The organism is Halomonas mongoliensis (genome assembly GCF_052496345.1).
The window spans coordinates 312,156-333,635 of record NZ_CP199288.1 but is presented as its reverse complement, the minus strand read 5'-3'; the positions used below and the strand labels follow the sequence as shown (position 1 = coordinate 333,635).

Annotated in this window: 16 protein-coding genes; 12 read left to right on the top strand and 4 right to left on the bottom strand. The window is 70.6% G+C overall.

Features of this window, described 5'->3' with window-relative positions:
* Positions 1-109: 109 nt before the first annotated feature.
* From ACRYRV_RS01540 to ACRYRV_RS01525, 4 genes are all read left to right on the top strand, one after another.
* On the top strand, positions 110-577 hold the full coding sequence (locus ACRYRV_RS01540) for a 2-hydroxyacyl-CoA dehydratase (RefSeq protein WP_253451151.1): 468 nt from the start codon (positions 110-112) through the stop codon (positions 575-577).
* 10 nt (positions 578-587) lie between these two features.
* Positions 588-1,019 carry a hypothetical protein gene (locus ACRYRV_RS01535; protein WP_253451155.1) on the top strand — a complete coding sequence of 144 codons (432 nt, stop codon included), beginning with the start codon at positions 588-590 and terminating at the stop codon, positions 1,017-1,019.
* Positions 1,020-1,157: 138 nt separating this feature from the next.
* Positions 1,158-2,750 carry an ABC-F family ATPase gene (locus ACRYRV_RS01530; RefSeq protein ID WP_444984177.1) on the top strand — a complete coding sequence of 531 codons (1,593 nt, stop codon included), beginning with the start codon at positions 1,158-1,160 and terminating at the stop codon, positions 2,748-2,750.
* Positions 2,751-2,848: 98 nt separating this feature from the next.
* Positions 2,849-3,271 (top strand): CopD family protein, encoded by a 423-nt coding sequence (locus ACRYRV_RS01525; protein ID WP_444984178.1) that lies wholly within the window; start codon positions 2,849-2,851, stop codon positions 3,269-3,271.
* Between the two features lie 18 nt (positions 3,272-3,289).
* On the opposite strand, the gene ACRYRV_RS01520 is transcribed toward ACRYRV_RS01525, so the two are convergent.
* The gene (locus tag ACRYRV_RS01520; protein WP_309635802.1) at positions 3,290-3,748 is read right to left on the bottom strand and encodes a DUF2231 domain-containing protein; all 459 of its coding nucleotides are present in this window, start codon (positions 3,746-3,748) and stop codon (positions 3,290-3,292) included.
* A gap of 24 nt (positions 3,749-3,772) precedes the next feature.
* Between ACRYRV_RS01520 and coxB the strand changes: the two genes are divergently transcribed.
* The 5 genes from coxB to ACRYRV_RS01495 are packed head-to-tail and all read left to right on the top strand — an operon-like array spanning position 3,773 to position 11,305.
* Positions 3,773-4,855 (top strand): cytochrome c oxidase subunit II, encoded by a 1,083-nt coding sequence (gene coxB, locus ACRYRV_RS01515; protein ID WP_444984179.1) that lies wholly within the window; start codon positions 3,773-3,775, stop codon positions 4,853-4,855.
* Entirely contained in the window at positions 4,852-7,380 is a 2,529-nt protein-coding gene (ctaD, locus tag ACRYRV_RS01510; RefSeq protein WP_444984180.1) for a cytochrome c oxidase subunit I, read from the top strand. Before coxB ends, ctaD begins: the two co-directional genes overlap by 4 nt.
* Positions 7,377-7,733, top strand: a complete 357-nt coding sequence (locus ACRYRV_RS01505) for a hypothetical protein (protein ID WP_444984181.1) — start codon at positions 7,377-7,379, stop codon at positions 7,731-7,733. The genes ctaD and ACRYRV_RS01505 overlap by 4 nt, the downstream gene beginning before the upstream one ends.
* Positions 7,734-7,743: 10 nt before the next feature.
* Entirely contained in the window at positions 7,744-10,008 is a 2,265-nt protein-coding gene (locus tag ACRYRV_RS01500) for a heavy metal translocating P-type ATPase (RefSeq protein ID WP_444984182.1), read from the top strand.
* 49 nt (positions 10,009-10,057) lie between these two features.
* Positions 10,058-11,305 carry a GspE/PulE family protein gene (locus tag ACRYRV_RS01495; RefSeq protein WP_444984183.1) on the top strand — a complete coding sequence of 416 codons (1,248 nt, stop codon included), beginning with the start codon at positions 10,058-10,060 and terminating at the stop codon, positions 11,303-11,305.
* A gap of 49 nt (positions 11,306-11,354) precedes the next feature.
* Here the strand turns inward: ACRYRV_RS01495 and ACRYRV_RS01490 are convergent, their stop codons facing one another.
* Entirely contained in the window at positions 11,355-13,751 is a 2,397-nt protein-coding gene (locus tag ACRYRV_RS01490; protein WP_444984184.1) for a xylulose 5-phosphate 3-epimerase, read from the bottom strand.
* Positions 13,752-13,926: 175 nt separating this feature from the next.
* On the opposite strand from ACRYRV_RS01490, the gene ACRYRV_RS01485 reads away from it, so the two are divergent.
* Together ACRYRV_RS01485 and ACRYRV_RS01480 are read left to right on the top strand one after the other, a co-directional pair.
* On the top strand, positions 13,927-14,541 hold the full coding sequence (locus ACRYRV_RS01485; RefSeq protein WP_309635809.1) for a L,D-transpeptidase family protein: 615 nt from the start codon (positions 13,927-13,929) through the stop codon (positions 14,539-14,541).
* A gap of 179 nt (positions 14,542-14,720) precedes the next feature.
* Positions 14,721-14,984 (top strand): Lpp/OprI family alanine-zipper lipoprotein, encoded by a 264-nt coding sequence (locus tag ACRYRV_RS01480; RefSeq protein WP_309635810.1) that lies wholly within the window; start codon positions 14,721-14,723, stop codon positions 14,982-14,984.
* A 109-nt stretch (positions 14,985-15,093) separates the two neighbouring features.
* On the opposite strand, the gene ACRYRV_RS01475 is transcribed toward ACRYRV_RS01480, so the two are convergent.
* A complete protein-coding gene (locus ACRYRV_RS01475; protein WP_309635811.1) occupies positions 15,094-16,119 on the bottom strand; it encodes a L,D-transpeptidase family protein in 1,026 nt (341 codons plus the stop codon).
* Positions 16,120-16,288: 169 nt separating this feature from the next.
* Positions 16,289-19,738, bottom strand: coding sequence for a transcription-repair coupling factor (gene mfd, locus ACRYRV_RS01470; RefSeq protein ID WP_444984185.1), 3,450 nt, complete (start codon positions 19,736-19,738; stop codon positions 16,289-16,291).
* A 192-nt stretch (positions 19,739-19,930) separates the two neighbouring features.
* Between mfd and ACRYRV_RS01465 the strand changes: the two genes are divergently transcribed.
* Positions 19,931-21,394: a glyceraldehyde-3-phosphate dehydrogenase gene (locus ACRYRV_RS01465; protein WP_309635813.1), complete on the top strand. Its 1,464-nt coding sequence runs from the start codon at positions 19,931-19,933 to the stop codon at positions 21,392-21,394.
* The last annotated feature ends 86 nt before the right edge of the window (positions 21,395-21,480 follow it).

Here is a 21,480-nt window from a genome sequence, read left to right as displayed (position 1 = left end):
GCCTATCGTTGATATACGTCAAGCAGCCGTCGCTGCCCTTGGCTACGCTGAAGACAAGAGCAGCGCGGCGGACGGCACGCGATGACGACAACGATAGGGAGGAGGTGCCATGCGATTCCATCAGGTCAAGGAGCTGGTCGACTGGGCGGCCGGCTACCATCGCCGGCTGGCCGAGCAGTACACGGCCCTGGCAGGGGGAGGGGATGTCGATGAGCGCGTGCGCATGGCGCTGGAGTACCTGGCCGAGCGCGAGCGCAAGCAGGAGAGCGACCTCACCGGCTATCTGGATGACGGCAGCGATCACAGCCAGGTGCTCGATACCTGGTTCGACGACCCGGCCGACTTTCCCCACCCGCCGGTGCTCGAGCGCCTGCCGGAGGGTCTCGGGAGCGACAGCGTCCAGGATGTCCTCGCCACCGCCCTGACCGCTCATCGCACCCTGCAGGATCTCTACGCCCACCGGGCAGAGCTGGCCGGCGGCCGCGACGAGACGGCCTTCTTCGAGGCCCTGGCGGCCGGCCACGACGCCGAGGTGCGGCGTATCGCCCGGGATATTCAGCGGCTTGAAGACTACTGAGGAGGTGATAATGAGCGAACAGATTCTATCCCCCAAGATGCTTGGCTACTGGACCGAGGGCAATCTCAGGGAGGCGCCGGATGACTCCGGCATCTACTGCGTTTTCCGGGCGGCGAAGGACCCCGAGACCGAGGAGATGGACGTTCAGGAGCTGCTCTATGTGGGTGAGCACAGAAGCGCCCGCCACGGCCTGCAGCATGACGGCCATCGCGAGAAATGGCTCGCCTTCCCGCAGGCCGACGAGGAGATCTGGTACGCGGTGGGGCTCAGCGGCCATGCCAACCGGGAGCGCCTGGCCGCGGCGATGATCAACGCCCACAAGCCGCGCTTCAACTCGGACAGCCCCTACCTGGAGCGCTTCCCCTTCGACGACACCACGGTGCATATCTACGGCAAGAAGCATAAGCTGCAGAGCATCTTCAACGTGGAGCGTCACGACTGAGGAGTTCCCAGGCGAGGTGACGCGCGGCCCCGGCGGAGTACCCGCCGGGGCCGTGACGTTGTTGACTCAGGGGCGGTGTGAAGGGCGGCCATAACCGGTACAATCGCGCCCCTTCCATGCACCGACCGGACCCTCTCCTTGATCTCCACCGCCAACATCACCATGCAGTTCGGGGCCAAGCCCCTGTTCGAGAACGTCTCCATCAAGTTCGGCAACGGCCACCGCTACGGCCTGATCGGCGCCAACGGCTGCGGCAAGTCCACCTTCATGAAGATCCTCGGCGGCGACCTCGAGCCCTCCTCGGGCCAGGTCATGGTCGAGTCCGGCGCCCGGCTCGGCAAGCTGCGCCAGGACCAGTTCGCCTACGAGGACGAGCGGGTCATCGACACCGTGATCATGGGCAACGCCGAGCTCTCCCAGGTGGCGGCGGAGCGCGAGCGCATCTACTCCCTGCCCGAGATGAGCGAGGAGGATGGCATGGCGGTGGCCGACCTGGAGGTGCGCTTCGCCGAGCTCGACGGCTACACCGCCGAGGCCCGCGCCGGCGAGCTGCTGCTGGGGCTCGGCATTCCCATCGAACAGCATATGGGCCCCATGAGCGAGGTGGCCCCCGGCTGGAAGCTGCGCGTGCTGCTGGCCCAGGCGCTCTTCTCCGACCCCGACGTGCTGCTGCTCGACGAGCCCACCAACCACCTGGACATCAACACCATTCGCTGGCTGGAGGGGGTGCTCACGGCGCGCAACAGCACCATGATCATCATTTCCCATGACCGCCACTTCCTCAACAGCGTCTGCACCCACATGGCGGACCTCGACTACGGCGAGATCCGCCTCTTCCCGGGCAACTACGACGACTACATGACCGCGGCCACTGCCGCCCGGGAGCGCCAGCACGCCGACAACGCCAAGAAGAAGGCGCAGATCGCCGACCTCCAGGCCTTCGTCAGCCGCTTCTCGGCCAACGCCTCCAAGGCCAAGCAGGCCACCTCCCGGGCGCGCCAGATCGACAAGATCAAGCTCGAGGAGATCAAGCCCTCGAGCCGGGTCAGCCCCTTCATCCGCTTCGAGCAGGCGCGCAAGATCCACCGCAACGCGGTCAACGTGGAGGGGCTCGCCCAGGGCTACCCCGGCGAGGCGCCGCTGGTCGAGGGCTTCGGCATGACCGTGGAGGCCGGCGAGCGCATCGCCATCATCGGCCCCAACGGCATCGGCAAGACCACCCTGCTGCGCACCCTTGCCGGCGAGCTGGCACCGCAGGCCGGCAGCGTGAAGTGGACCGACAGCGCGGATCTCGGCCACTTCGCCCAGGACCACGCCGACGACTTCGCCAACGACGCCACCCTGTTCGAGTGGATGGCGCAGTGGACCGACGGCGGCGAGCAGGTGATTCGCGGGGCGCTGGGGCGCATGCTCTTCTCAAGCGACGACATCGGCAAGTCGGTCAAGGTGATCTCCGGCGGCGAGCAGGGGCGCATGCTGTTCGGCAAGCTGACCCTGACCCGGCCCAACGTGCTCTTGATGGACGAGCCCACCAACCACCTGGACATGGAGTCCATCGAGGCGCTCAACCTGGCACTTGCGCACTATCCCGGCACCCTGATCTTCGTCAGCCACGACCGCGAGTTCGTCTCCTCCCTGGCCACCCGCATTCTCGACATGAGCGAGACGGGCATCACCGACTTCAGCGGCAGCTACGACGACTACCTGAGAAGCCAGGGCCTCTACGGCTGATGGCCCGAGGCGTTGAGGGCCGCCTTGGCCCCCTCGCCGACGCTGGACTAGGGTGAGGGTGTTGCCGGCCGCGGGCCGGCGCCGCCGCAAGGATGCCCATGCCCTGGCTCAAGTTCCTGCATATCGTCGCCCTGCTGAGCTGGTGCGGCGCACTGCTCTACCTGCCGGCGCTGCTCTGCCAGCTGGCGCGCCCCGAGCGCGTCGCTCAGGGCGTCTCTCCCGGCGCGCCACCGCTGCCGCGGCTGCTCTACAACGGCCTGGCGAGTCCCGCGGCGCTGGTCGCCATCGCCTCCGGCACCCTGCTGTTCCTGCTCCACGGCCTTGCCGGCCCCTGGCTGGTGCTCAAGCTGCTGGCGGTTTCGGTGATGGTGCTGGCCCACGGCCTGTGCGGCTGGCTGCTGCTGCGCCTGGAGCAGGAGCGCTCCCGCGGGGTCGCTGCCGGCGCCGTCCTGGCCGGCAGCGTGGCGGGGCTCGCCATGCTGGCGGTGGTCGGCCTGGTGCTGGCCAAGCCGGCGCTGTAAGGGGGAAAGAGGATGCCGTCAGTCGTCCAGGTCCACGCCCACCGCATGCTCGTAGACCAGCTGCCCGCCGAGAAAGCCCGCCAGGGCGATCAGCGCCGCGGTGGCCAGACTCAGCGCCAGGCCCCAGGGCAGCAGGGCCTCGCCGAGAAAGCGCCACAGCCAGTTGAGCGAGGCGAGCGAGAGCATCACCACCGCCACCATGGCGTGGCTCCAGGCGGTGACCAGGCGACGAATGCCGCGCACCGTCACCAGGTCGATGACGCCGGCGAGGCTCGCCACCCAGCCGCCGAAGGCCCCCACGCCGGCCAGCCACAGCGAGGCGCGGGCCCAGAAAGGGTCGCCGCTATAGAGGTAGCCCAGGTCGCTGGCCACCAGGGCGAGCAGGGCGGCCACCGGGAAGTGGATCATCACCGGGTGCAGGGGGTGGCCGGCGACGGCGGCGCGGCTGCGGATGGAGCGCTTTGGGGGCGTTGGCATGGCGGCGTCCCTGTCGATGGCGTCATGGAAAGCGTCCCCCTCAGTGAAGGCCGCGGTGGCCGACGGGTCAACCCGGGCCCGCCGCGCCGGGCGCGGCTCAGGGGAGCGGGCGAAGTGCTCGCCGTGGCGCTCGCCATGGGAGCGGCCGGCTGCAGCGGCAGCCACTCGATCCTCGACCCGGCGGGGCCGGCGGCCCGGGACGTGGCCTGGCTCTGGTGGGGCATGCTGGCAGGCTTCGGGCTGGTGTTCGTGGCGGTGGTGGCGCTCTGGCTGGCCGCCTTCCGGCCTCGGGAGCGGCCCTCGCGCAGCCCCGAGGCGGAGCGCCGGCTGGGGCTGCGCTGGATCCTGGGCGGCGGCATCCTGCTGCCCGGGGTGAGTATCCTGCTGCTGCTGGCCTTCGGGGTGCCTGCGGGACAGCGGCTGCTGCCCCTGCCGCTGCCCGGCGGGGAGTCTCCTCGGGTGATCGAGGTCACCGGCCACCAGTGGTGGTGGGAGGTTCGCTACCCGGACGAGGCGGGGGAGGTGGTCACCGCCAACCACCTGGTGATGCCCGCCGGGGAGCCGGTGGACTTCCACGTCACCGGCGCCGACGTCATCCATGCCTTCTGGGTGCCGCGCCTGGGCGGCAAGATCGACATGATCCCCGGGCGCATCAACCGCATCCGTCTCGAGGCCGACGTCCCGGGGGTGTTCGGCGCCCAGTGCGCCGAGTACTGCGGGGTGCAGCACGCCCATATGCAGCTCCACGTGGAGGCGGTGCCGCCGGAGGCCTTCGAGGCCTGGCTGGCGGCGCGCCGGGGCGCCGAGCCCGAGTCGCCCGACCTGGACGACGAGCACGCCTCGGCCCGGGACACCTTCGCCGAGCAGTGCGCCAGCTGCCACCGGGTGGCGGGGCTCGCCGAGGGCGACATTGGCCCCGACCTGACCGACCTCGGCGCCCGGGCCACCCTCGGCGCCGGGACCCTGGCCATGGAGGAGGGGGCCGTGGCCCGCTGGCTCGCCGAGCACCAGCGCCTCAAGCCCGGCAACCGCATGCCCGCCCACGATCACCTCGCGCCCGAGGACCTCGCGGCCCTGGGCGCCTGGCTGGAGACCCTGGCGCCATGAGCGAGACGATGCGACCCACCCCGGAGGCCGAACGGCTGCACCGCGAGATGGAGGCGGTGTGGGGCACTCCCCGCGGCTGGCGCGGGCTCTTCAGCGTGGTCAACCACAGCACCCTGGGGCTGCGCTTCATGGCCACGGGCCTGGTCTTCTTCCTGCTGGGCGGGGTGCTGGCGATGCTGATTCGCACCCAGCTGGCGCTGCCCGACCAGGCCTTCATGTCGCCGGAGATCTACGCCCAGGTCACCACCATGCACGGTACGGTGATGATGTTCCTGTTCGCCATCCCCATGCTGGAGGGGCTGGCGATCTACCTGATTCCGAAGATGATCGGCACCCGCGACCTGGTCTGCCCGCGGCTCACCGCCTTCGGCTACTGGTGCTACCTGTTCGGCGGCATCATCCTCTTCTCGAGCCTGCTGCTGGAGATGGCCCCGGACAGCGGCTGGTTCATGTACACCCCGCTGAGCAGCAGCGAGTTCGCCCCCGGGCCGGGCTCCGACTTCTGGCTTTTGGGCATCACCTTCGTGGAGATCTCGGCGCTGGCCGCCGGGGTGGAGCTCGCGGTGTCGATCCTGCGCACCCGGGCGCCGGGCATGGCGCTGCACCGCATGCCGCTCTTCGCCTGGTATATCCTGGCCATGGCGCTGATGATCGTGGTGGGCTTCCCGCCGCTGATTCTCGGCAGCGTGCTGCTGGAGCTGGAGCGCGCCGCGGGGATGCCCTTCTTCACGGTGGCCGGCGGCGGCGATCCGATCCTCTGGCAGCACCTCTTCTGGCTCTTCGGCCACCCCGAGGTCTACATCATCTTCCTGCCGGCGGCGGGCATCGTCTCGACCCTGATTCCGGTCTTCGCCGGGCGCCCCATCGTCGGCTACGGCTGGGTGGTGGCGGCCATCGTCATCACCGGCTTCATCAGCTTCGGACTCTGGGTGCACCACATGTTCACCGTGGGCATCCCCCAGCTCGCCCAGGCCTTCTTCTCGGCGGCCAGCATGCTGGTGGCGGTGCCCACCGCCATCCAGGTGTTTGCCTGGCTGGCGACGCTCTGGCTAGGCAAGCCGCGCATGACGCTGCCGATGCTCTGGATCACGGGTTTCCTGGTGATCTTCGTCTGCGGCGGGCTCACCGGGGTGATGCTGGCGCTGGTGCCCTTCAACTGGCAGGTCCACGACACCCACTTCGTGGTGGCTCACCTGCACTACGTGCTGGTGGGCGGCATGTTCTTCCCGCTGCTGGCCGGGGCCTACTACTGGCTGCCGCTGGTCACCGGGCGCCTACCCTCGGAGCGCCTCGGGCGGCTGGGCTTCTGGCTCACCTTCCTGGGCTTCAACCTCACCTTCCTGATCATGCACTGGACCGGCCTTCTCGGCATGCCGCGGCGCGTCTACACCTACGACAGCGCCATGGGTTGGGACCTCGTCAACCTGATCTCCTCCATCGGCGGCTTCATGATGGCGGCGGGGGTCGCCGCCGTGCTCCTCGACCTGGTGCTCCACGGCCGCTTCGGGCGCACCGCGCCGCGCAACCCCTGGGGCGCCGACACCCTGGAGTGGAGCCTTGCGATGCCGCCGGCCAGCTACAACTTCGCCAGTCTGCCCCGGGTAGAGAGTCGCCACCCGCTGTGGGAGACGCCGACCCTGGGCGATGCCATCGCCCGCGGCGAGGGGGCGCGCCCCGGTGCCGCCCACGGCCGCCGCGAGCTGCTCGGCGGCGAGGCGCTCACCGGCCGCGTGCGCGAGTTGATCCACCTGCCCGGCAACAGCCTGCTGCCGCTCTATGCCGCCCTCTGCCTGGCGGTGGTCTGTGTCAGCCTGCTGACGCGCCTCTACCTGCTGTCGCTGCTGGGCCTGGCCGGCGCCGGGGTGCTGCTGCTGCGCTGGTCCTGGGAGAACGGCGGCCATCGCCGGGCCGCGCCTCTTGGCCACGATGAGCCCGAGGACCCGCCGCTGCATTCGCGCACCGCCGACGGCCCCGGGCGCTGGACCATGGGGGTGGCGCTGCTCGCCGACGGCGCCTTCTTCCTGGCGCTGCTGTTCGGCTGGTTCTACCTCTGGACGGTCTCGCCCGAGTGGCAGATGCCGGCGCGCTCGCCGCTCTCGCTGCCGCTGCTGCTCGCCTCCGGGGCGGCGCTCACCCTCGGTACCCTCTGGCTGGAGCGCCGGGTGGCGGCGCTGACGCGCGGCCGCGAGGCGGGCCTGGTGCTGGCGCTTGGGGGCATCGCGGCGCTGGGTGGGCTGCATGTGGCCCTGCTGGTCGTCGCGCTGCTCAATGCGGGCCTCGCGCCTACCGCCACGGCCCACGATGCCACCCTGCTGGTGGGGCTCGCTTATCTCGCCGCCCACGGCGGGCTCGCCGCCCTGCTGGCCGCGCTGCAGGCCTGGCGGGCAGGACTCGGCCTGGTGGGGGCCCGGCTGCCCTTCGAACCCGGGGTGGTGGCGCTGCTGTGGCGCTACCAGCTCGGCGCCTACTGGATCCTGGCGGCGGCCATGGGGCTGCTGCCGCGGCTGATGGGAGCCGGCTCATGATGTTGCTGCGTCGCTGGTGGGCGCCGAGCCACCCCGCCCAGCTGCTGCTGGGGCTGACCCTCTGGAGCCTCTGGTTCGTGATTCTCTACGGCGGCCTCTCGGTGGCCTGCGAGCTGGCGCCGCCGGCGCCGGGGCAGGGGGCCCTTACCGCCATCAACGCTGGGCTCGCCCTGCTTACCCTGACCACCCTGGGGCTGCTCGCCTGGCTGGCCTGGCGGGGGCTCAGGGCCGGCCGGGCCAGCGTGGGCGGGTCGCGCTTTATCGCCCTGACGGGAGCTGGGCTGCATCTCTTCTCGGCGGCCGGGGTGGCCTTCGTCGGCCTGCCCATCGTGGCCCTGCCGCCGTGCCTCTAGGGGAGGCGTCATGGCCGCACCTTCTCCTTTTTCTTCTCCCTCCCCGGGTGCCTCGCGAGACGCCGAGGACGAGCGCGTCGCGGACGGCAGCGCGCGCCTGCTCTGCTCCGTTGCGGGCATGTGGTGCACCAGCTGCGCCCTGGCCATCGAGCACCGCCTGGGGCGCCTGCCCGGGGTGAGCCGGGTGGGGGTCGACTACCTCTCCGCCACCCTGCTGGTGGAGGGCACGCCGGCGGCGGTGGCGCCCGAGCGGGTCGCGGCGGCGCTGGGCCGGCTCGGCTACCGGCTGCGTGATCTGGAGGCGGCGCCGGATGCCCGCCAGCGGCTGGACAGCGAGAGTCGGGCCCTGGCGGGTCGGCTGCTGGCGGCCGCGGTGTTCGGCATGTGGACCATGCTGGCGTCGCTCCTGATCTACGCCGGCGCCCTGCCGGAGCCCCGCCTGGAGCGGGTGCTGGCCTGGGTCTCCGGCGCCTTCGCGCTGCCGGTGGTGACGCTCGCCGCCTGGCCCTTCTACCGCGCCGCCTGGCGCACCCTGCGCGCGGGGCGCCCCGGCATGGATGCCCTGGTCTCGCTGGGCGTGATGGGGGCGCTGGCGGTCTCCCTCTGGCTGCTCTGGCGGGGCTCTGCGGAGGTCTACTTCGATACCGCCGTGATGCTGGTGGTGCTGCTGCTGGCGGGCCGCTGGGTGGAGACCCTGGCCCGCTATCGCGGTCTGCGCGCCCTGGAGGGGCTGGCCCCGCTGCCGGCGCAAGTCTGCCGGCTGGACACGAGAGGCGAAGAAGCCCGGGTGCCCGTCGCGGACGTGGCGGTCGGCGAGCGCCTTCGCGTGGCCAGCGGCGAGACCCTGGCGCTGGATGGCGAGCTGCTCGATGCCTCGGCGCGGCTGGATCTCGCCCTGCTCACCGGCGAGAGCCGCCCGCGCACCCTGACCCGGGGGGCGCGGCTCTCGGCGGGCTGTCGCAACCTGGGCGTCCCCTTCACCCTGAGGGTGACCGCCGAGGTGGGCGAGAGGCGCCTGGATGGCCTCTATCGCCAGGTGCAGGCCCTGCAGGCGGGCAAGGGCGAGCTGCGCCGCCTGGCGGAGCGCTTCGCGGCCTGGCTCAGCCCCGCCGCTGTGGCGCTGGCGCTGGTGACCCTGGCCGCCCTGCTGCTGGCCGGGGTGGCCCCGGAGGAGGCGGCGGTGCGCGCCCTCTCGGTGCTGGTGGTGGCCTGCCCCTGTGCGGTGGGCCTGGCGGTGCCGATCGCCAGCCTGGCGGGCACGGCCCGGGCGCTGGAGGCCGGCGTGGTGTTTCGCAACCCGGCGGCCCTGGAGCTTGCCGGCCAGGTTCGCGCCGTGGCCTTCGACAAGACAGGCACCCTGACCCGCGGGACGCTTCGGCTGGCTGCCCTGGGTCCCGCCCCCGGCGTGGCGGAGCATGACCTGCTGGCCCTGGCGGCCCGCGCCGAGTGGGGCAGCGAGCACCCCCTGGGCCTGGCGATCCGCGCCGCCGCCGCCGAGGCGGGGATCGATCCGGGCCAGGCGCCAGCGGGGCTTGTCGAGCACCCCGGGCAGGGGCGCGAGGCCCGGGACGCCGATGGCACGCGGCTTTGCATCGGCGCCCCGGACTGGCTGGCCGAGCGGGGTGCGGCGCCGGCGCAGGGCGAGGCCGTGCCCCCCTGGGCCAGCGAGGTGGCGCTGGCCCGCAACGGCCAGTGGCTGGGCACGCTATGGCTCGAGGACGCGCCCCACCCCTCGGCGCCGGCGACACTCGCGGCCCTTGGCCGGCGGGGCCTGGCCCTGGCGCTGCTCAGCGGTGATCGCCCGGCGCTGGTGCGCCGCCTCGGCCGGCGGCTGGGGTTGGCGCCCGGGGCCTGCTACGGCGGCCGCTCGCCGGAGGCCAAGCGCTACCTGGTGGCGGCGCTGCCGTCCCCGACGCTCTACGTGGGGGACGGCATCAACGATGCCCCGGCCCTGGCTGCGGCGACGGTGGGGGTGGCCACCGCGCAGGCCAGCGCCGCGGCCCGGGATGCCGCCGCCATCCAGCTGCTGGGCCAGGGCGTGCAGGGGGTGGCCTCTGCCATCACCATCGCCCGGGCCACCCGGCGGGTAATGCGCCAGAACCTCACGCTCTCCGCGCTCTACAACGCCCTGGCCCTGGGGCTCGCCGCCTGGATGGTGATCCCGCCCCAGGTGGCGGTGCTGGCCATGCTCGCCAGTTCGCTCTCGGTGGTCGCCAATGCCGCCCGGCTGGGGGTGGGCGGGACAGGTCTGGGCAGGGAGGGGCATCACGCCTAGGCTGAGAGGGTCCGCCCGCAGAGGGCCCAGCGACGAGGATGCCGATGCCATGAGCGACCTGACGACGCGACACGCCACCCCGCACCTGCTGCCGACCCTGCTGCCGCTGCTCGAGTCGGCCGCCCAGGAGGAGGGGCTGGAGGCCCATGCCCTGCTCGAGGATGCCCTGCGTGCCCGGGCCAGCGATATCCACCTGGATCCCCACCAGGAGAGCCTGCGGGTCCGGCTGCGCATCGATGGGCGGGTGATCGAGGCGCTGCGCCTGGATGTCGCCACCGGGGCGCGGTTGACCAATCAGTTCAAGGTGCTGGCCCGGCTCAATCCGGTGCCGTCGCTGGCGGCCGCCGAGGGCAGCTTCAGCTGGCCACCGGGGGAGGAGGGGAGCGAGGAGACCTTCCTGCGGGTGACGGCGGTAAGCTGCGTGGCGGGGGAGAAGATGGCGATTCGCTTCCTGGCGCCGCCGGATACCTTCCGGGACATCCTCTCCCTGGGGGTCGGAGAGCAGGGCGCTCGGGGCCTGCGGCGCTGGATGGATGCCACCGGCGGCATGCTGCTGGTGGCCGGCCCCACCGGCTCGGGCAAGACCACCACCCTCTATACCCTGCTCAATCAGCTGCGCCTGGGGGAGAGTCACGTGGTGACCCTGGAGGATCCGGTGGAGTACGAGATCCCCGGTATCAACCAGATCCAGGTCGACGAGGCGAGCGGGCTGGATTTTGCCACCGGGACCCGCTCGCTGCTGCGCCTCGACCCCGACTATGTGCTGATCGGCGAGATCCGCGATCCCGACTCCGCCCGGGCCGCCCTCAACGTGGCCGGCAGCGGCCGCTCGCTGATGGGTACCCTGCACAGCCGGGATGCGGTGGGGGTGGTCTCGAGCCTGCGCCACCTGGGCCTGGGCGATGCCGAGATCAGCGCCAACCTGGGGCTGGTGGTGGCCCAGCGCCTGGTGCGGCGGCTCTGTGAGCACTGCCGGGAGCGCGGCGCCCTGCCGGAGCGCGAGCGGGAGTGGCTGGGGGCCATGGGCGTGGCGCCCCCCGAGCAGGCCTGGCATGCGGTCGGCTGCCGGCGCTGTGATGGGCTGGGGTTTCGCGGCCGTACCGGGGTCTTCGAGGTGTGGCAGCCCACCGATGAGGATCACGGGCTGATCCTGCGTCACGCCGACGAGGCGAGCCTGCGCCGCGCCTTGAAGGCGCGCGGCGTGACGCTGATGCTCCAGGATGGCCTGACCAAGGCGGACCAGGGGGTGACCACCCTGCGCGAGGTGCTGCGCATGGGGGCCATCCTGCCCGGCTGAGGCGCCATCGCCGATAAATCGGGCTCCCACCTCGCCGGCTGGCTCAGGGCTAGCGCAGCACCTCCGGGTCGCCTTCACCGGCCAGGGCCGCCTGCTCGTCTGCGCTGAGCAGGGCGTCCAGGTCGAGCCTGGCCACCTCGCTGGCCGCCTCCAGGACATGGGCCCAGGTGGCGCGATTGGCAAACAGCATGCCGAAGGTGTCCAGGGTGCCGCCGCGGTTGCGGTAGCCCAGGAAGCGCGAGCGCGCCCCGGTATCCAGGGGGCGCAGGACCCCGGCCAGGGGCTCGGGGCGGCAGTGGGCGAGGAAGACACGAGCGGCGACCTCCGGCACCAGGGTGCTGAGGCGACACTGGCTGAGCACGGCGCTGGCCTCGTCCTCGTCACGGGCCTCGCGCAGCTTGCCGGGCTCCTGGATCACATAGAGGCTCGTGGCGATGCCGGCGTCCTCCAGGCGCGCCAGGGCCCGCTCCATCTCGGCCAGCTGGTAGGCCCCCACGGCGAAGAGCTGCAGGCGGGCCGACTCGGCCGGCCGCAGGCAGAGCAGGCCGTCCCGGGAGAGCGCCCGGGCCTGGTCGTCGGTCAGGCGCACCGGAACCGGGTTCTTGGGCACCACCATCACCGCGATGCGGCCGCGGCTGGCGTAGAGGTCGAGCAGCGCCACGGTGGCGCTGGGGGCGTCCACCGGGAAGAGAGTGGGGGCCACGTCATCCATCTCGCCAAGCCACGCCTCGCAGAGGGTGGGGTCCTGGTGGGACTGCTCGTTCTTGCCGTTCTCCCAGGTGTGAGAGCTGGCCAGCACCGGCAGCGACAGCCAGCCGGCTGGGCGACCCGCCTCGCGGGCATGGCGGGCGAAGATGATCTCCTGGCGCATGGCACCCAGCATCTTGACCGCGAAGGCCTCGTAGCTGGCCACCAGGTTGAGCCCCTGCTTGTTGGCCAGGGCGGCGCTCACCACCGCCTCCTCGTTGAGTGCCGTGATCACGGCGCCATCCAGCGCCTCGGCGACGCCCGGCTCCGGTTCGGTGACGCGGTGCCTGAGCCGGTCGAGGGTCAGGTTGAGACGGTTGGAGCGCATCTCGTCGGGGTTGCCCACCCGCACTCGCAGCCCCGGGTTGGCGGCGACCAGCGCCACGAAGGCCTCGTCGATGGCGGCCATGGGCGAGACCGCCTCGTCCAGGGGCCAGCTGGGCGGCTCGGGGAGGGTGGGCGGTTCGGGGTGCGGATTGGCCAGCGCATGGTCCCGCTCCCGCACGCGGCCGCTCTCGGCGTGGTTGTTGAGGGTGGCGATGGCGCTGCGCAGCTCGGCCTCCGGCACGTGCAGGGCGGCGGTGCCCTCATGGAAGAGGCGCCGGGCCGCGGCGTCCGTGGCGGGGTTGCCGCCCAGCGGCAGGTTGTGGGCGGCGTTGGTGCCGGCGCCGGGGAAGCCGAAGCCCTTGACCGTCTCGGCGATCACGTAGGGGAGTCGCAGCGGGTAGCGGGTGCGGCCATCGCGGGCCTGGGCGCCCTGGTCGACGAGCTCCGCCTCGGCGGTAAGGATGGCCCAGGCGAAGGCGGCCGGGTCGCGGCCGTCGATGGTGAGCGGGGCGAAGCCGTTGAGGACCAGGTGGTCCTCGAACCAGTCGGTGCCGCCCGACTGGCTCATGGTGGTGCGCTGGTCGATGCGCCGGCCGTTGGCGATCATCACCGGCACCACCGGGCCCGAGTCGTCGGGGCGCCACCAGCGTGAGGCCCAGTCGCTGCCGCGCTGCTCCTCGAAGGCGCCGTCGCTGAGGAAGGCGACCAGGCGCTGCTCCGGCAGCGGCATATGCACATACTGCAGGCCGGCGAATCCCAGGTAGCCCCCTTCGCTGATGCCCCCGGCGGTGTGGGCGTTGACGTGGCTGCCCAGCGGCGAGGCGGGGCGGCCATCCGCGTCCACCGTGCAGCGGTAGAAGTCGTTGACCAGGCGGGTCAGGCCCTCGTCGCTGAGCCCGTAGCGGGACCCATGGGCAGGGCCCATGTTGTCCACCAGCAGGTTCACGGCGTCGATGGCCGCCACGCAGTGGCCCTGGCCCATCAGCCAGCTGCGGGTCACGCCCTCCATGGCGTTGGCGGTGAGATAGCCCACGTAGGCGGGCACCATGTTCAGCGCCCCGCCGGTGTGCCCCTCGGGGTTCGGCTTGAACGCCTCGGCCTCGAGTGGGGTGCCATCCAGGTGTACGCGACGGGCGTAGGTCATATGGGCCACCAGCCACATGCCCATGCAGGCCAGGCGGTCGGCGGCGGCCAGGCGCTTGAGCCAGGTGCGGCGGCGTTCGGGCTCGGGGACGCGCTCGGCCAGCAGCTCGGCGATGCGCTGCACGGTAAGCGGATCGTGCTGGATGACGCCGTAGCCGGCGCTCCAGGTGATGAAGTCCGGGTCATCGGCCAGGGCGGCAGGCAGCTCGCGGCGGTGGGAGGTGGTCATGGGGACTCCTTGTCCTGAAGTGAAAGTCGATGTGACCAGACTAGATGGCGGAGAGGTCGCTGGCCATGCCCCGGGCCAGCATTGGCTTCCACGTTGATTCGGAGGCGCTGACAGGGAGCGCCGGAGTGCGCTATAAACGGGGAAATTCACCCCGTCCACGTCGAGTGTCAGCCCGATGAATCCGCTTTCCCGCCGCCGCTTCACCCAGCTGGCCCTGGGAGCGCCCCTGGCGCTCCTCGGCACCTCCCAGGCCTCAGCGAACCTGATCGAGACCATCATCTCCCGGGCCCATGTGCCACGCCATGACAGTGAGGTGTGGGTGCTGGTGGATGATCGCGAGGCGACCCTGACCGTCTATCGCGGCAACCAGCTGCTGGAGCGCTTCGCGCCCATCTCCCTGGGGCGCAGCGGCGCCAGGTCGACCCGCCGGCGGGGCAGCAATATGACGCCCCTGGGGGAGTTTCGGGTCAATCGCTTCAACCGTGAGAGCGACTGGCATATCTTCATCGGGCTCGACTACCCGACGCCGACTCACGCCCGCCAGGCGCTGGAGGAGGGAGTCTTTAGCCAGCAGGACTACGACGACTACTTCGACTACTACCGTCGGCGGGGCTATCCCCCCCAGCAGACGGCCCTGGGGGGCTTCATCGGGATTCACGGCATCGGCAAGGGGGATCCCGAGATTCACCAGCAGTTCCACTGGACCCAGGGGTGCGTGGCGGTGACCGACGAGCAGATTGAGCGCCTGTCGTCGCTTATCGACATTGGCACCCGCGTCGTGATCCGCTAGGCTGTTACTTGCGCAAGGGACGCTGAAAGCTATGGACAAGCGCCGTTGTCTATAATAAAACAGCGTTTGACTCCTGTGCTAAGCAGCACAAGTCGCTGCAAGATGGCCTGCTCGTGCAGGAAGCCTGACTGTCAGGCAATCACCAACGCAGTACCCAAGGAAGACTCAAGGAGAACACCATGACTCTGAAGACCACCCTGAAGCTGACCGCCGCCGCTGCCTCCCTGGCCATTCTGGCCGGCTGTGCCTCTACCGCCGCTCTGGAAGAAGTCCGCCAGACCGCCGAGTCCGCACAGGCCGACGCTGCCGAAGCTCGCAGCATCGCCACCCAGGCCCAGAACACCGCCAACCAGGCGCAGCGCGACGCCCAGGCGGCTCTGCAGATGTCCGAGCAGAACCGCGACGAAATGAACCGCATGTTCCAGCGCTCCATGCAGAAGTAATTCTGCCGGAGTGCCGGCGCTGCCCCGGGCAGCAATGGTTCTGCAGTACGAGAAGACCCCGCCACGGCGGGGTCTTCTCGTTATGGGATGAAGCGATCTCGCCAGGCGATCACCGCCTGCCGAGCTCCAGCTCCCCGCCGAAGAGGCCATCCACTTCCGGTGCCGGTTCGGCGGGCGTGGGGGCCTCGTCTGCCGTGTGCAGCAGCGAGACGATCAGGCCGTCGGGCTGTTCGACCAGGGTGCGCAGGCGGGCATAGTCCACCGGCGGCTGCTCGTCGCCGAAGGCACGGGCCACCACCTCCACGGCGTTGATCAGCGGCTCGAAGCTCGCCTCGTTCTCCTCCAGGGGTGGGAAGGACTGGGCGTAGAGCACGCCGTCGTCGGACCAGCCGGCCTTGAAGGGCTGGTCGATGATATTGACCCGGGTGCCGCTGGGCACGCGCTCGTAGAGGGACTCGATATCCTCCGGGAACATGCGGATGCAGCCGCGGCTGACGCGCATGCCGACGCCGTCCGGACGGTTGGTGCCGTGGATCAGGTAGCTGGGAATGCCGAGCAGGATGGCGTGGCGACCCAGGGGGTTGTCCGGGCCGGGGGGCACCACGGCGGGGGGCGGCTCGCCCCGGGCGGCGGCTTCGGCACGCATGGAGCGGGGCGGCGACCAGTGGGGGTCCTTCACCTTGACGGTGGTGCGGGTCACCCCCACCGGGGTGGAGAAGCCGTCGCGGCCCACGCTGATCGGGTAGCTCTCCACCATGCCGGGAGCAGAGTAGTAGTAGAGCCGCATCTCGGAGAGGTTGATCACGATCCCCTCGCGTTCGGCGTCGGGCAGGATGTGCCGGTTGGGGATCGTCACCTCGGTGCCCACGAAGGGGGCCCAGATGCTGACCTCCGGGTTGGCCATGCGGATCTCTTCATAGCCCACGTTATGGGTGCGGGCGAGGTCGACCAGGGTATCCCCCTCCTGGACGGTGACCCGGTAGTTCTCGCCGATCACGCTGCCCGTCTCGGGAAGCGGGAAGTGGCCGCGGGGCCACTCCCGCTCCTCGGCCAGGGCGCCGGAGGCGAGCAGGGCCGAGAGACCCAGGGTGAGGGCGCAGCGGATGGTCCGGCTGGCCAGTGTCGTGGTATTCATCAACGTCGTTCTTCTCTGCAGGCCGTCGACGGGGTCGACGTCAACCATCACGAAGGGGGCCCGGCGCTCCCTGCCTGGCTCCGCTGAATATCGGGTGCGACGAAACGTCTTGCCGACAGTATAGATTGCCCTGAGACGCGGCGGTTCGCCACTCTTTTGGAGGCGGCGCTCAGGCCGCCTGGGCCTTGCGGTTGAGGGTCTCCAGCAGCTGCTCCACGGCCTGGAAGCGTGCCTCCTCCGGCTCCATGGCCGCCTGGAAGCGCAGGGTATCGGCGCCATCCAGGCGGTAGCGCTCCGGGGACGTCTGGATCAGCGTCACCAGGGTCAGCGGGTCGACTCGGGTCTCGCCGCCGAAGATCACCCGCCCCCGCTCGGGGCCCGCCTCCAGCCTGACGATCCCCAGCCGCTCGGCGCGCTGGCGCAGCTTCGTCTGGCGCAGCAGGGTCTTCACCGGTGCCGGCAGCAGCCCGAAGCGGTCGATCATCTCCACCTGCAGCTCCTTGAGCTCCCCCTCGTCGGCGGCGCTGGCGATGCGCTTGTACATCACCAGGCGCTGCTGTACGTCGGGGAGGTAGTCGCTGGGGATCAGCGCCGGCAGGTTGAGGCTGACCTCCACGCCCTCGTCCAGGGGCGCCTCGATATTGGGCGTCCTGCCCGCGCGAATCGCCGCCACGGCGCGGTCGAGCATCTCCATGTAGAGGCCGTAGCCGATCGCCTCCATCTGGCCGCTCTGCTCCTCGCCGAGCAGCTCACCGGCGCCGCGGATCTCCATGTCGTGGCTGGCCAGGGTGAAGCCGGCGCCGAGATCCTCCGCCTCGCCGATCGCTTCCAGACGCTTGATGGCGTCCCGGGTCATCGCCTTGGGCGGCGGGGTGAGCAGGTAGGCGTAGGCCTGGTGGTGGCTGCGGCCGACCCGGCCGCGCAGCTGGTGCAGCTGAGCCAGGCCGAACTTGTCGGCGCGCTCGATGATGATGGTGTTGGCGCTGGGCACGTCGATGCCGGTCTCGATGATGGTGGAGCAGACCAGCACGTTGAAGCGCTTGTGGTAGAAGTCAGACATCACCCGCTCCAGCGCCCGCTCCGGCAGCTGGCCGTGGGCCACGCCGACCCGGGCCTCCGGCACCAGCTCGCGGATCGTCTCGGCGGCGGTCTCGATGGTCTTGACCTCGTTGTGCAGAAAGTAGACCTGGCCGCCGCGGAGTATCTCGCGCAGCAGCGCCTCCTTGATCACCGCCTCCTCCCGGCGCTGCACGAAGGTCTTCACCGAGAGGCGGCGCGCCGGCGGGGTGGCGATGATGGAGAGGTCGCGGATGCCGCTCATGGCCATGTTCAGGGTTCGAGGGATCGGCGTGGCGGTCATGGTGAGGATGTCGACCTCGGCGCGCAGGCTCTTGAGGCGCTCCTTCTGGGCCACCCCGAAGCGGTGCTCCTCGTCGATGATCAAAAGGCCCATCTTCGGCAGCTTCATGGACTTCGAGAGCAGCTTGTGGGTGCCGATGACGATGTCCGCCTGGCCCTCCTCGATGCGCTTCATGGCCGCCGACTGCCCCTTGCCGGCGGTGAAGCGCGAGACCAGCTCGATGTTGACCGCGGTATCGGCGAAGCGGTCGCGGAAGTTCTCGTAGTGCTGGCGGGCGAGCAGGGTGGTGGGCACCAGCACCACCACCTGGCGGTCGGAGTGCACGGCGAGGAAGGCGGCGCGCATGGCCACCTCGGTCTTGCCGAAGCCGACGTCGCCGCACACCACCCGGTCCATGGGGCGCGGGGCGCTCATGTCGGCGATCACCGCCTCGATGGCGGCGCGCTGGTCCGGGGTCTCCTCGAAGGGGAAGGCGGCGGCGAAGCGGGCGTACTCGGCGTCGGGCACGGCGCAGGCGAAGCCCTCCCGGGCCTCTCGCCGGGCGTAGATGTCGAGCAGCTCGGCGGCGGTGTCGCGGATCTTCTCGGCGGCCTTCCGGCGCGCCTTCTCCCACTGGTCGGAGCCGAGGCGATGCAGGGGGGCGAGCTCGTCGTCGGCCCCGGCGTAGCGGGATATGAGGTGCAGGCTCTCCACCGGCACGTAGAGCTTCGCCCCTTCGGCGTACTCCAGGGTCACGAACTCCGCGGCCTGGCCGCCGGCGTCGAGGGTCTCCAGGCCCCGGTAGCGGCCGACGCCGTGGGTCTGGTGGACCACCGGGGCGCCGGGGCGCAGCTCCGAGAGGTGGCGGATCGCCAGGGCGTCGGCATCGGTGGCCTTCTCCCGGCGCCGGCTCTGGCGAACCACCTCGCCGTAGAGCTCTGACTCGGTGATCACGGCGAGGTCCGGCTCGCTGAGCCAGAGACCGGCGGCGAGCTCCCCCTCGGTGATGGCATGGCGGGCGTCGCCGGCCAGGAAGTCGGCGAAATCCTCCACGTGGGGCAAGGCGAGGTGCAGCGGGGCCAGGGCCTCCTCCAGCGCCTCCCGGCGCCCCCGGGACTCCGCAGCGAAGAGCACCCGAGTCTCACCGTGCGCTGCCAGAAAGGCCGAGAGAGCCGCCAGGGGCTCCTTGGCCCGGGCGTTGATACCCACCTCCGGCAGCGCCTGGGTCAGCGGCGCCAGGGCGTGGCGATGGCCGCTCTCCTCGGTCAGCTCGACCCGGGGGTGGCGCTTGATGGCGCCGAACAGCTCGGCCACCGGCAGGAAGGCGCGGTGGGGGGGCAGCAGCGGCCGGGTGGGGTCGACGCCGAGGTTCTCGTAGCGGCTCTCGATGGCGCGCCAGTGGTGCTCCGCCGCGGCGTAGGCGTCGGGCAGCAGGGCCACCCGGGTCCCCTCGGCCAGGTGGTCGAACAGGGTGGCGGTCTCGTCGAAGAAGAGCGGCAGATACTGCTCGAGGCCGGGGGAGGGGATCCCCTTGAGCGCATCCACGTAGAGGGGACACTGGCGCGGGTCCACGTCGAAGAGGGTCTCGAATCCCTCCCGGAAGCAGGCGATGGCGGAGCGCGACAGCGAGTACTCGTGGGCGGGCAGCAGCTCGATGCGTTCGACCTTGTCGGCGCTGCGCTGGGTGTCCGGGTCGAAGGTGCGCAGGGTGTCGATCTCGTCATCGAACAGATCGATGCGCAGCGGCGCCTCCACCCCCATGGGAAAGAGGTCGATGATGGCGCCGCGCAGGGCGTACTCGCCGGGCTCGAAGACGGTCTCCACCGCCCGGTAGCCGGCCCGGGAGAGCGCCTCCCGAAAGCGCTCCCGGTCGAGGGTCTGGCCCACCTCCAGGGTCAGCACCCGCCCGGCGATGTACTCCACCGGAGGCAGGCGCTGCATCAGGGTGTTGATGGGTACCAGCACGATGCCGTGCTCGCCGTCCTGCAGCCGGCGCAGGGTGCGCAGCCGCGCCGAGACGATGTCCTGATGGGGCGAGAAGCTGTCGTAGGGCAGCGTTTCCCAGTCGGGGAAGGGGAGCACCGGCCGGCGGCCGTAGAAGGCCAGCTCGCTCTCCAGGCGCAGGGCCTGGGCGGTGTCGGCGGTGATCACCAGCAGGGGGGCGTCCTGGGCCAGGCGCGTCAGGGCCAGGGCGCTGGCGCTGCCCTGGGGAGCCTGCCAGTAGAGGGTGTCGCGCATACCTTCAGGGCGCGGCGGGTCCAGCGGCGAGAAGTTCGGCATGGTCACGTCGGTCGGCTTATGGACGGGCTTGGAAAGGACGCATGATAGCAGATCGCGCCGGGGCTCCGGCCTGTAGTCAAAAGCAGGTTTCTGTAATGCCGCTACAGCGGCTGCGACCATCCTTCGATTGACCCCGGGGGCTGGCTCCGGATAATGGCCGCGAACTTCCAACCCCCACCAGTGAGGCCGCACGTGAGTCAGCAACCCTCCGATACCGTCTTCCAGGAATGGCACGACAACCAGGCGCTTGCCGAGCAGATGATCCCGATGATCGGTAGGCTCTACCGTCATAACAACGTGGTCACCACCCTCTACGGGCGCTCGCTCTTCAATCGCAGCGTGATCCGCATCCTGAAGGACCACCGCTACGTGCGGAAGGTCGAGGGGACCGAGCTCTCCGTCCAGGATACCTACCCGCTGGTCGAGGCCATGGGCGAGCTCAACCTGGGGCCGGCTCACGTCGACGTGGGCAAGCTGGGGGTGGCCTTCAAGAAGCAGGGCGGCGGCGACGCCGTGGCCTTCCTGCGCAAGGAGCTGGCCGAGATCGTCGACCAGAACGGTGCCGCCGGCGGCAACGGCGAGCCCAAGGACGTGGTGCTCTACGGCTTCGGCCGCATCGGCCGCCTGCTGGCCCGGGTGCTGGTGGAGAAGGCCGGCGGCGGCAACCTGCTGCGCCTGCGCGCCATCGTCGTGCGCGGCCGCGGCGATATCGCCAAGGACCTGGAGAAGCGCGCCAGCCTGCTGCGTCGCGACTCCGTCCACGGCCCCTTCAACGGCACCATCAGCGTCGACGCCGAGGCGCGCACCATCACCGCCAACGGCAACGTCATCCAGGTGATCTATGCCGACTCGCCGGCCGAGATCGACTACACCGCCTACGGCATCGACAACGCCGTGGTGGTGGACAACACCGGCATCTGGCGTGACGAGGCCGGTCTCGGCCAGCACCTGCAGTGCAAGGGCGCGGCCAAGGCGCTGCTCACCGCCCCGGGCAAGGGCGACATCAAGAACATCGTCTACGGCATCAACCACGGCGATATCAGCGCCGACGACAGCATCCTCTCCGCGGCCTCCTGTACCACCAATGCCATCGTGCCGGTGCTCAAGGTGCTCAACGACGAGTTCGGCGTCGAGCACGGCCACGTGGAGACGGTGCATGCCTACACGAATGACCAGAACCTGATCGATAACTACCACAAGGGTGACCGCCGCGGCCGCAGCGCACCGCTCAACATGGTGCTGACCGAAACCGGCGCCGCCAAGGCCGTCTCCAAGGCGCTGCCGGAGCTGACCGGCAAGCTGACCGGCAACGCCATCCGCGTGCCGACCCCCAACGTCTCCATGGCGATCCTCAACCTGCGCCTGGAGAAGGAGACCGACGCCGAGTCCCTCAACGACTTCCTGCGTCGCATGTCCCTGGACTCCCCCTTCCAGAAGCAGATCGACTTCGTCGACTCCCCGGAGGTGGTCTCCACCGACTTCGTCGGCAACCGCCACGCCGGCATCGTCGACGCCAAGGCGACCATCGCCAACGGCAAGAACGCCGTCCTCTACGTCTGGTACGACAACGAGTTCGGCTACAGCTGCCAGGTGGTGCGCATCCTGCAGCACATCTCCAACGTGCACTTCCTCAAGCTGCCCCGCGTCAGCGCCTGAGCCCTGAACGGCCGCTCGACGATGAGCGGCTGAAGACGAAGCGAGATCCACCCCCGTCGGACCCGTCCGGCGGGGGTTTTTGCATT

What these genes read in the sequence shown, in the direction of transcription:
- mfd (WP_444984185.1), bottom strand. Translation starts at nt 19,738, where the DNA reads ATGCCGAACTTCTCGCCGCTGGACCCGCCGCGCCCTGAAGGTATGCGC.
- ACRYRV_RS01500 (WP_444984182.1), top strand. Translation starts at nt 7,744, where the DNA reads ATGGCCGCACCTTCTCCTTTTTCTTCTCCCTCCCCGGGTGCCTCGCGA.
- ACRYRV_RS01525 (WP_444984178.1), top strand. Translation starts at nt 2,849, where the DNA reads ATGCCCTGGCTCAAGTTCCTGCATATCGTCGCCCTGCTGAGCTGGTGC.
- ACRYRV_RS01535 (WP_253451155.1), top strand. Translation starts at nt 588, where the DNA reads ATGAGCGAACAGATTCTATCCCCCAAGATGCTTGGCTACTGGACCGAG.
- ACRYRV_RS01495 (WP_444984183.1), top strand. Translation starts at nt 10,058, where the DNA reads ATGAGCGACCTGACGACGCGACACGCCACCCCGCACCTGCTGCCGACC.
- ACRYRV_RS01505 (WP_444984181.1), top strand. Translation starts at nt 7,377, where the DNA reads ATGATGTTGCTGCGTCGCTGGTGGGCGCCGAGCCACCCCGCCCAGCTG.
- ctaD (WP_444984180.1), top strand. Translation starts at nt 4,852, where the DNA reads ATGAGCGAGACGATGCGACCCACCCCGGAGGCCGAACGGCTGCACCGC.
- ACRYRV_RS01475 (WP_309635811.1), bottom strand. Translation starts at nt 16,119, where the DNA reads ATGAATACCACGACACTGGCCAGCCGGACCATCCGCTGCGCCCTCACC.
- ACRYRV_RS01480 (WP_309635810.1), top strand. Translation starts at nt 14,721, where the DNA reads ATGACTCTGAAGACCACCCTGAAGCTGACCGCCGCCGCTGCCTCCCTG.
- ACRYRV_RS01520 (WP_309635802.1), bottom strand. Translation starts at nt 3,748, where the DNA reads ATGCCAACGCCCCCAAAGCGCTCCATCCGCAGCCGCGCCGCCGTCGCC.
- ACRYRV_RS01540 (WP_253451151.1), top strand. Translation starts at nt 110, where the DNA reads ATGCGATTCCATCAGGTCAAGGAGCTGGTCGACTGGGCGGCCGGCTAC.
- coxB (WP_444984179.1), top strand. Translation starts at nt 3,773, where the DNA reads ATGGAAAGCGTCCCCCTCAGTGAAGGCCGCGGTGGCCGACGGGTCAAC.
- ACRYRV_RS01485 (WP_309635809.1), top strand. Translation starts at nt 13,927, where the DNA reads ATGAATCCGCTTTCCCGCCGCCGCTTCACCCAGCTGGCCCTGGGAGCG.
- ACRYRV_RS01490 (WP_444984184.1), bottom strand. Translation starts at nt 13,751, where the DNA reads ATGACCACCTCCCACCGCCGCGAGCTGCCTGCCGCCCTGGCCGATGAC.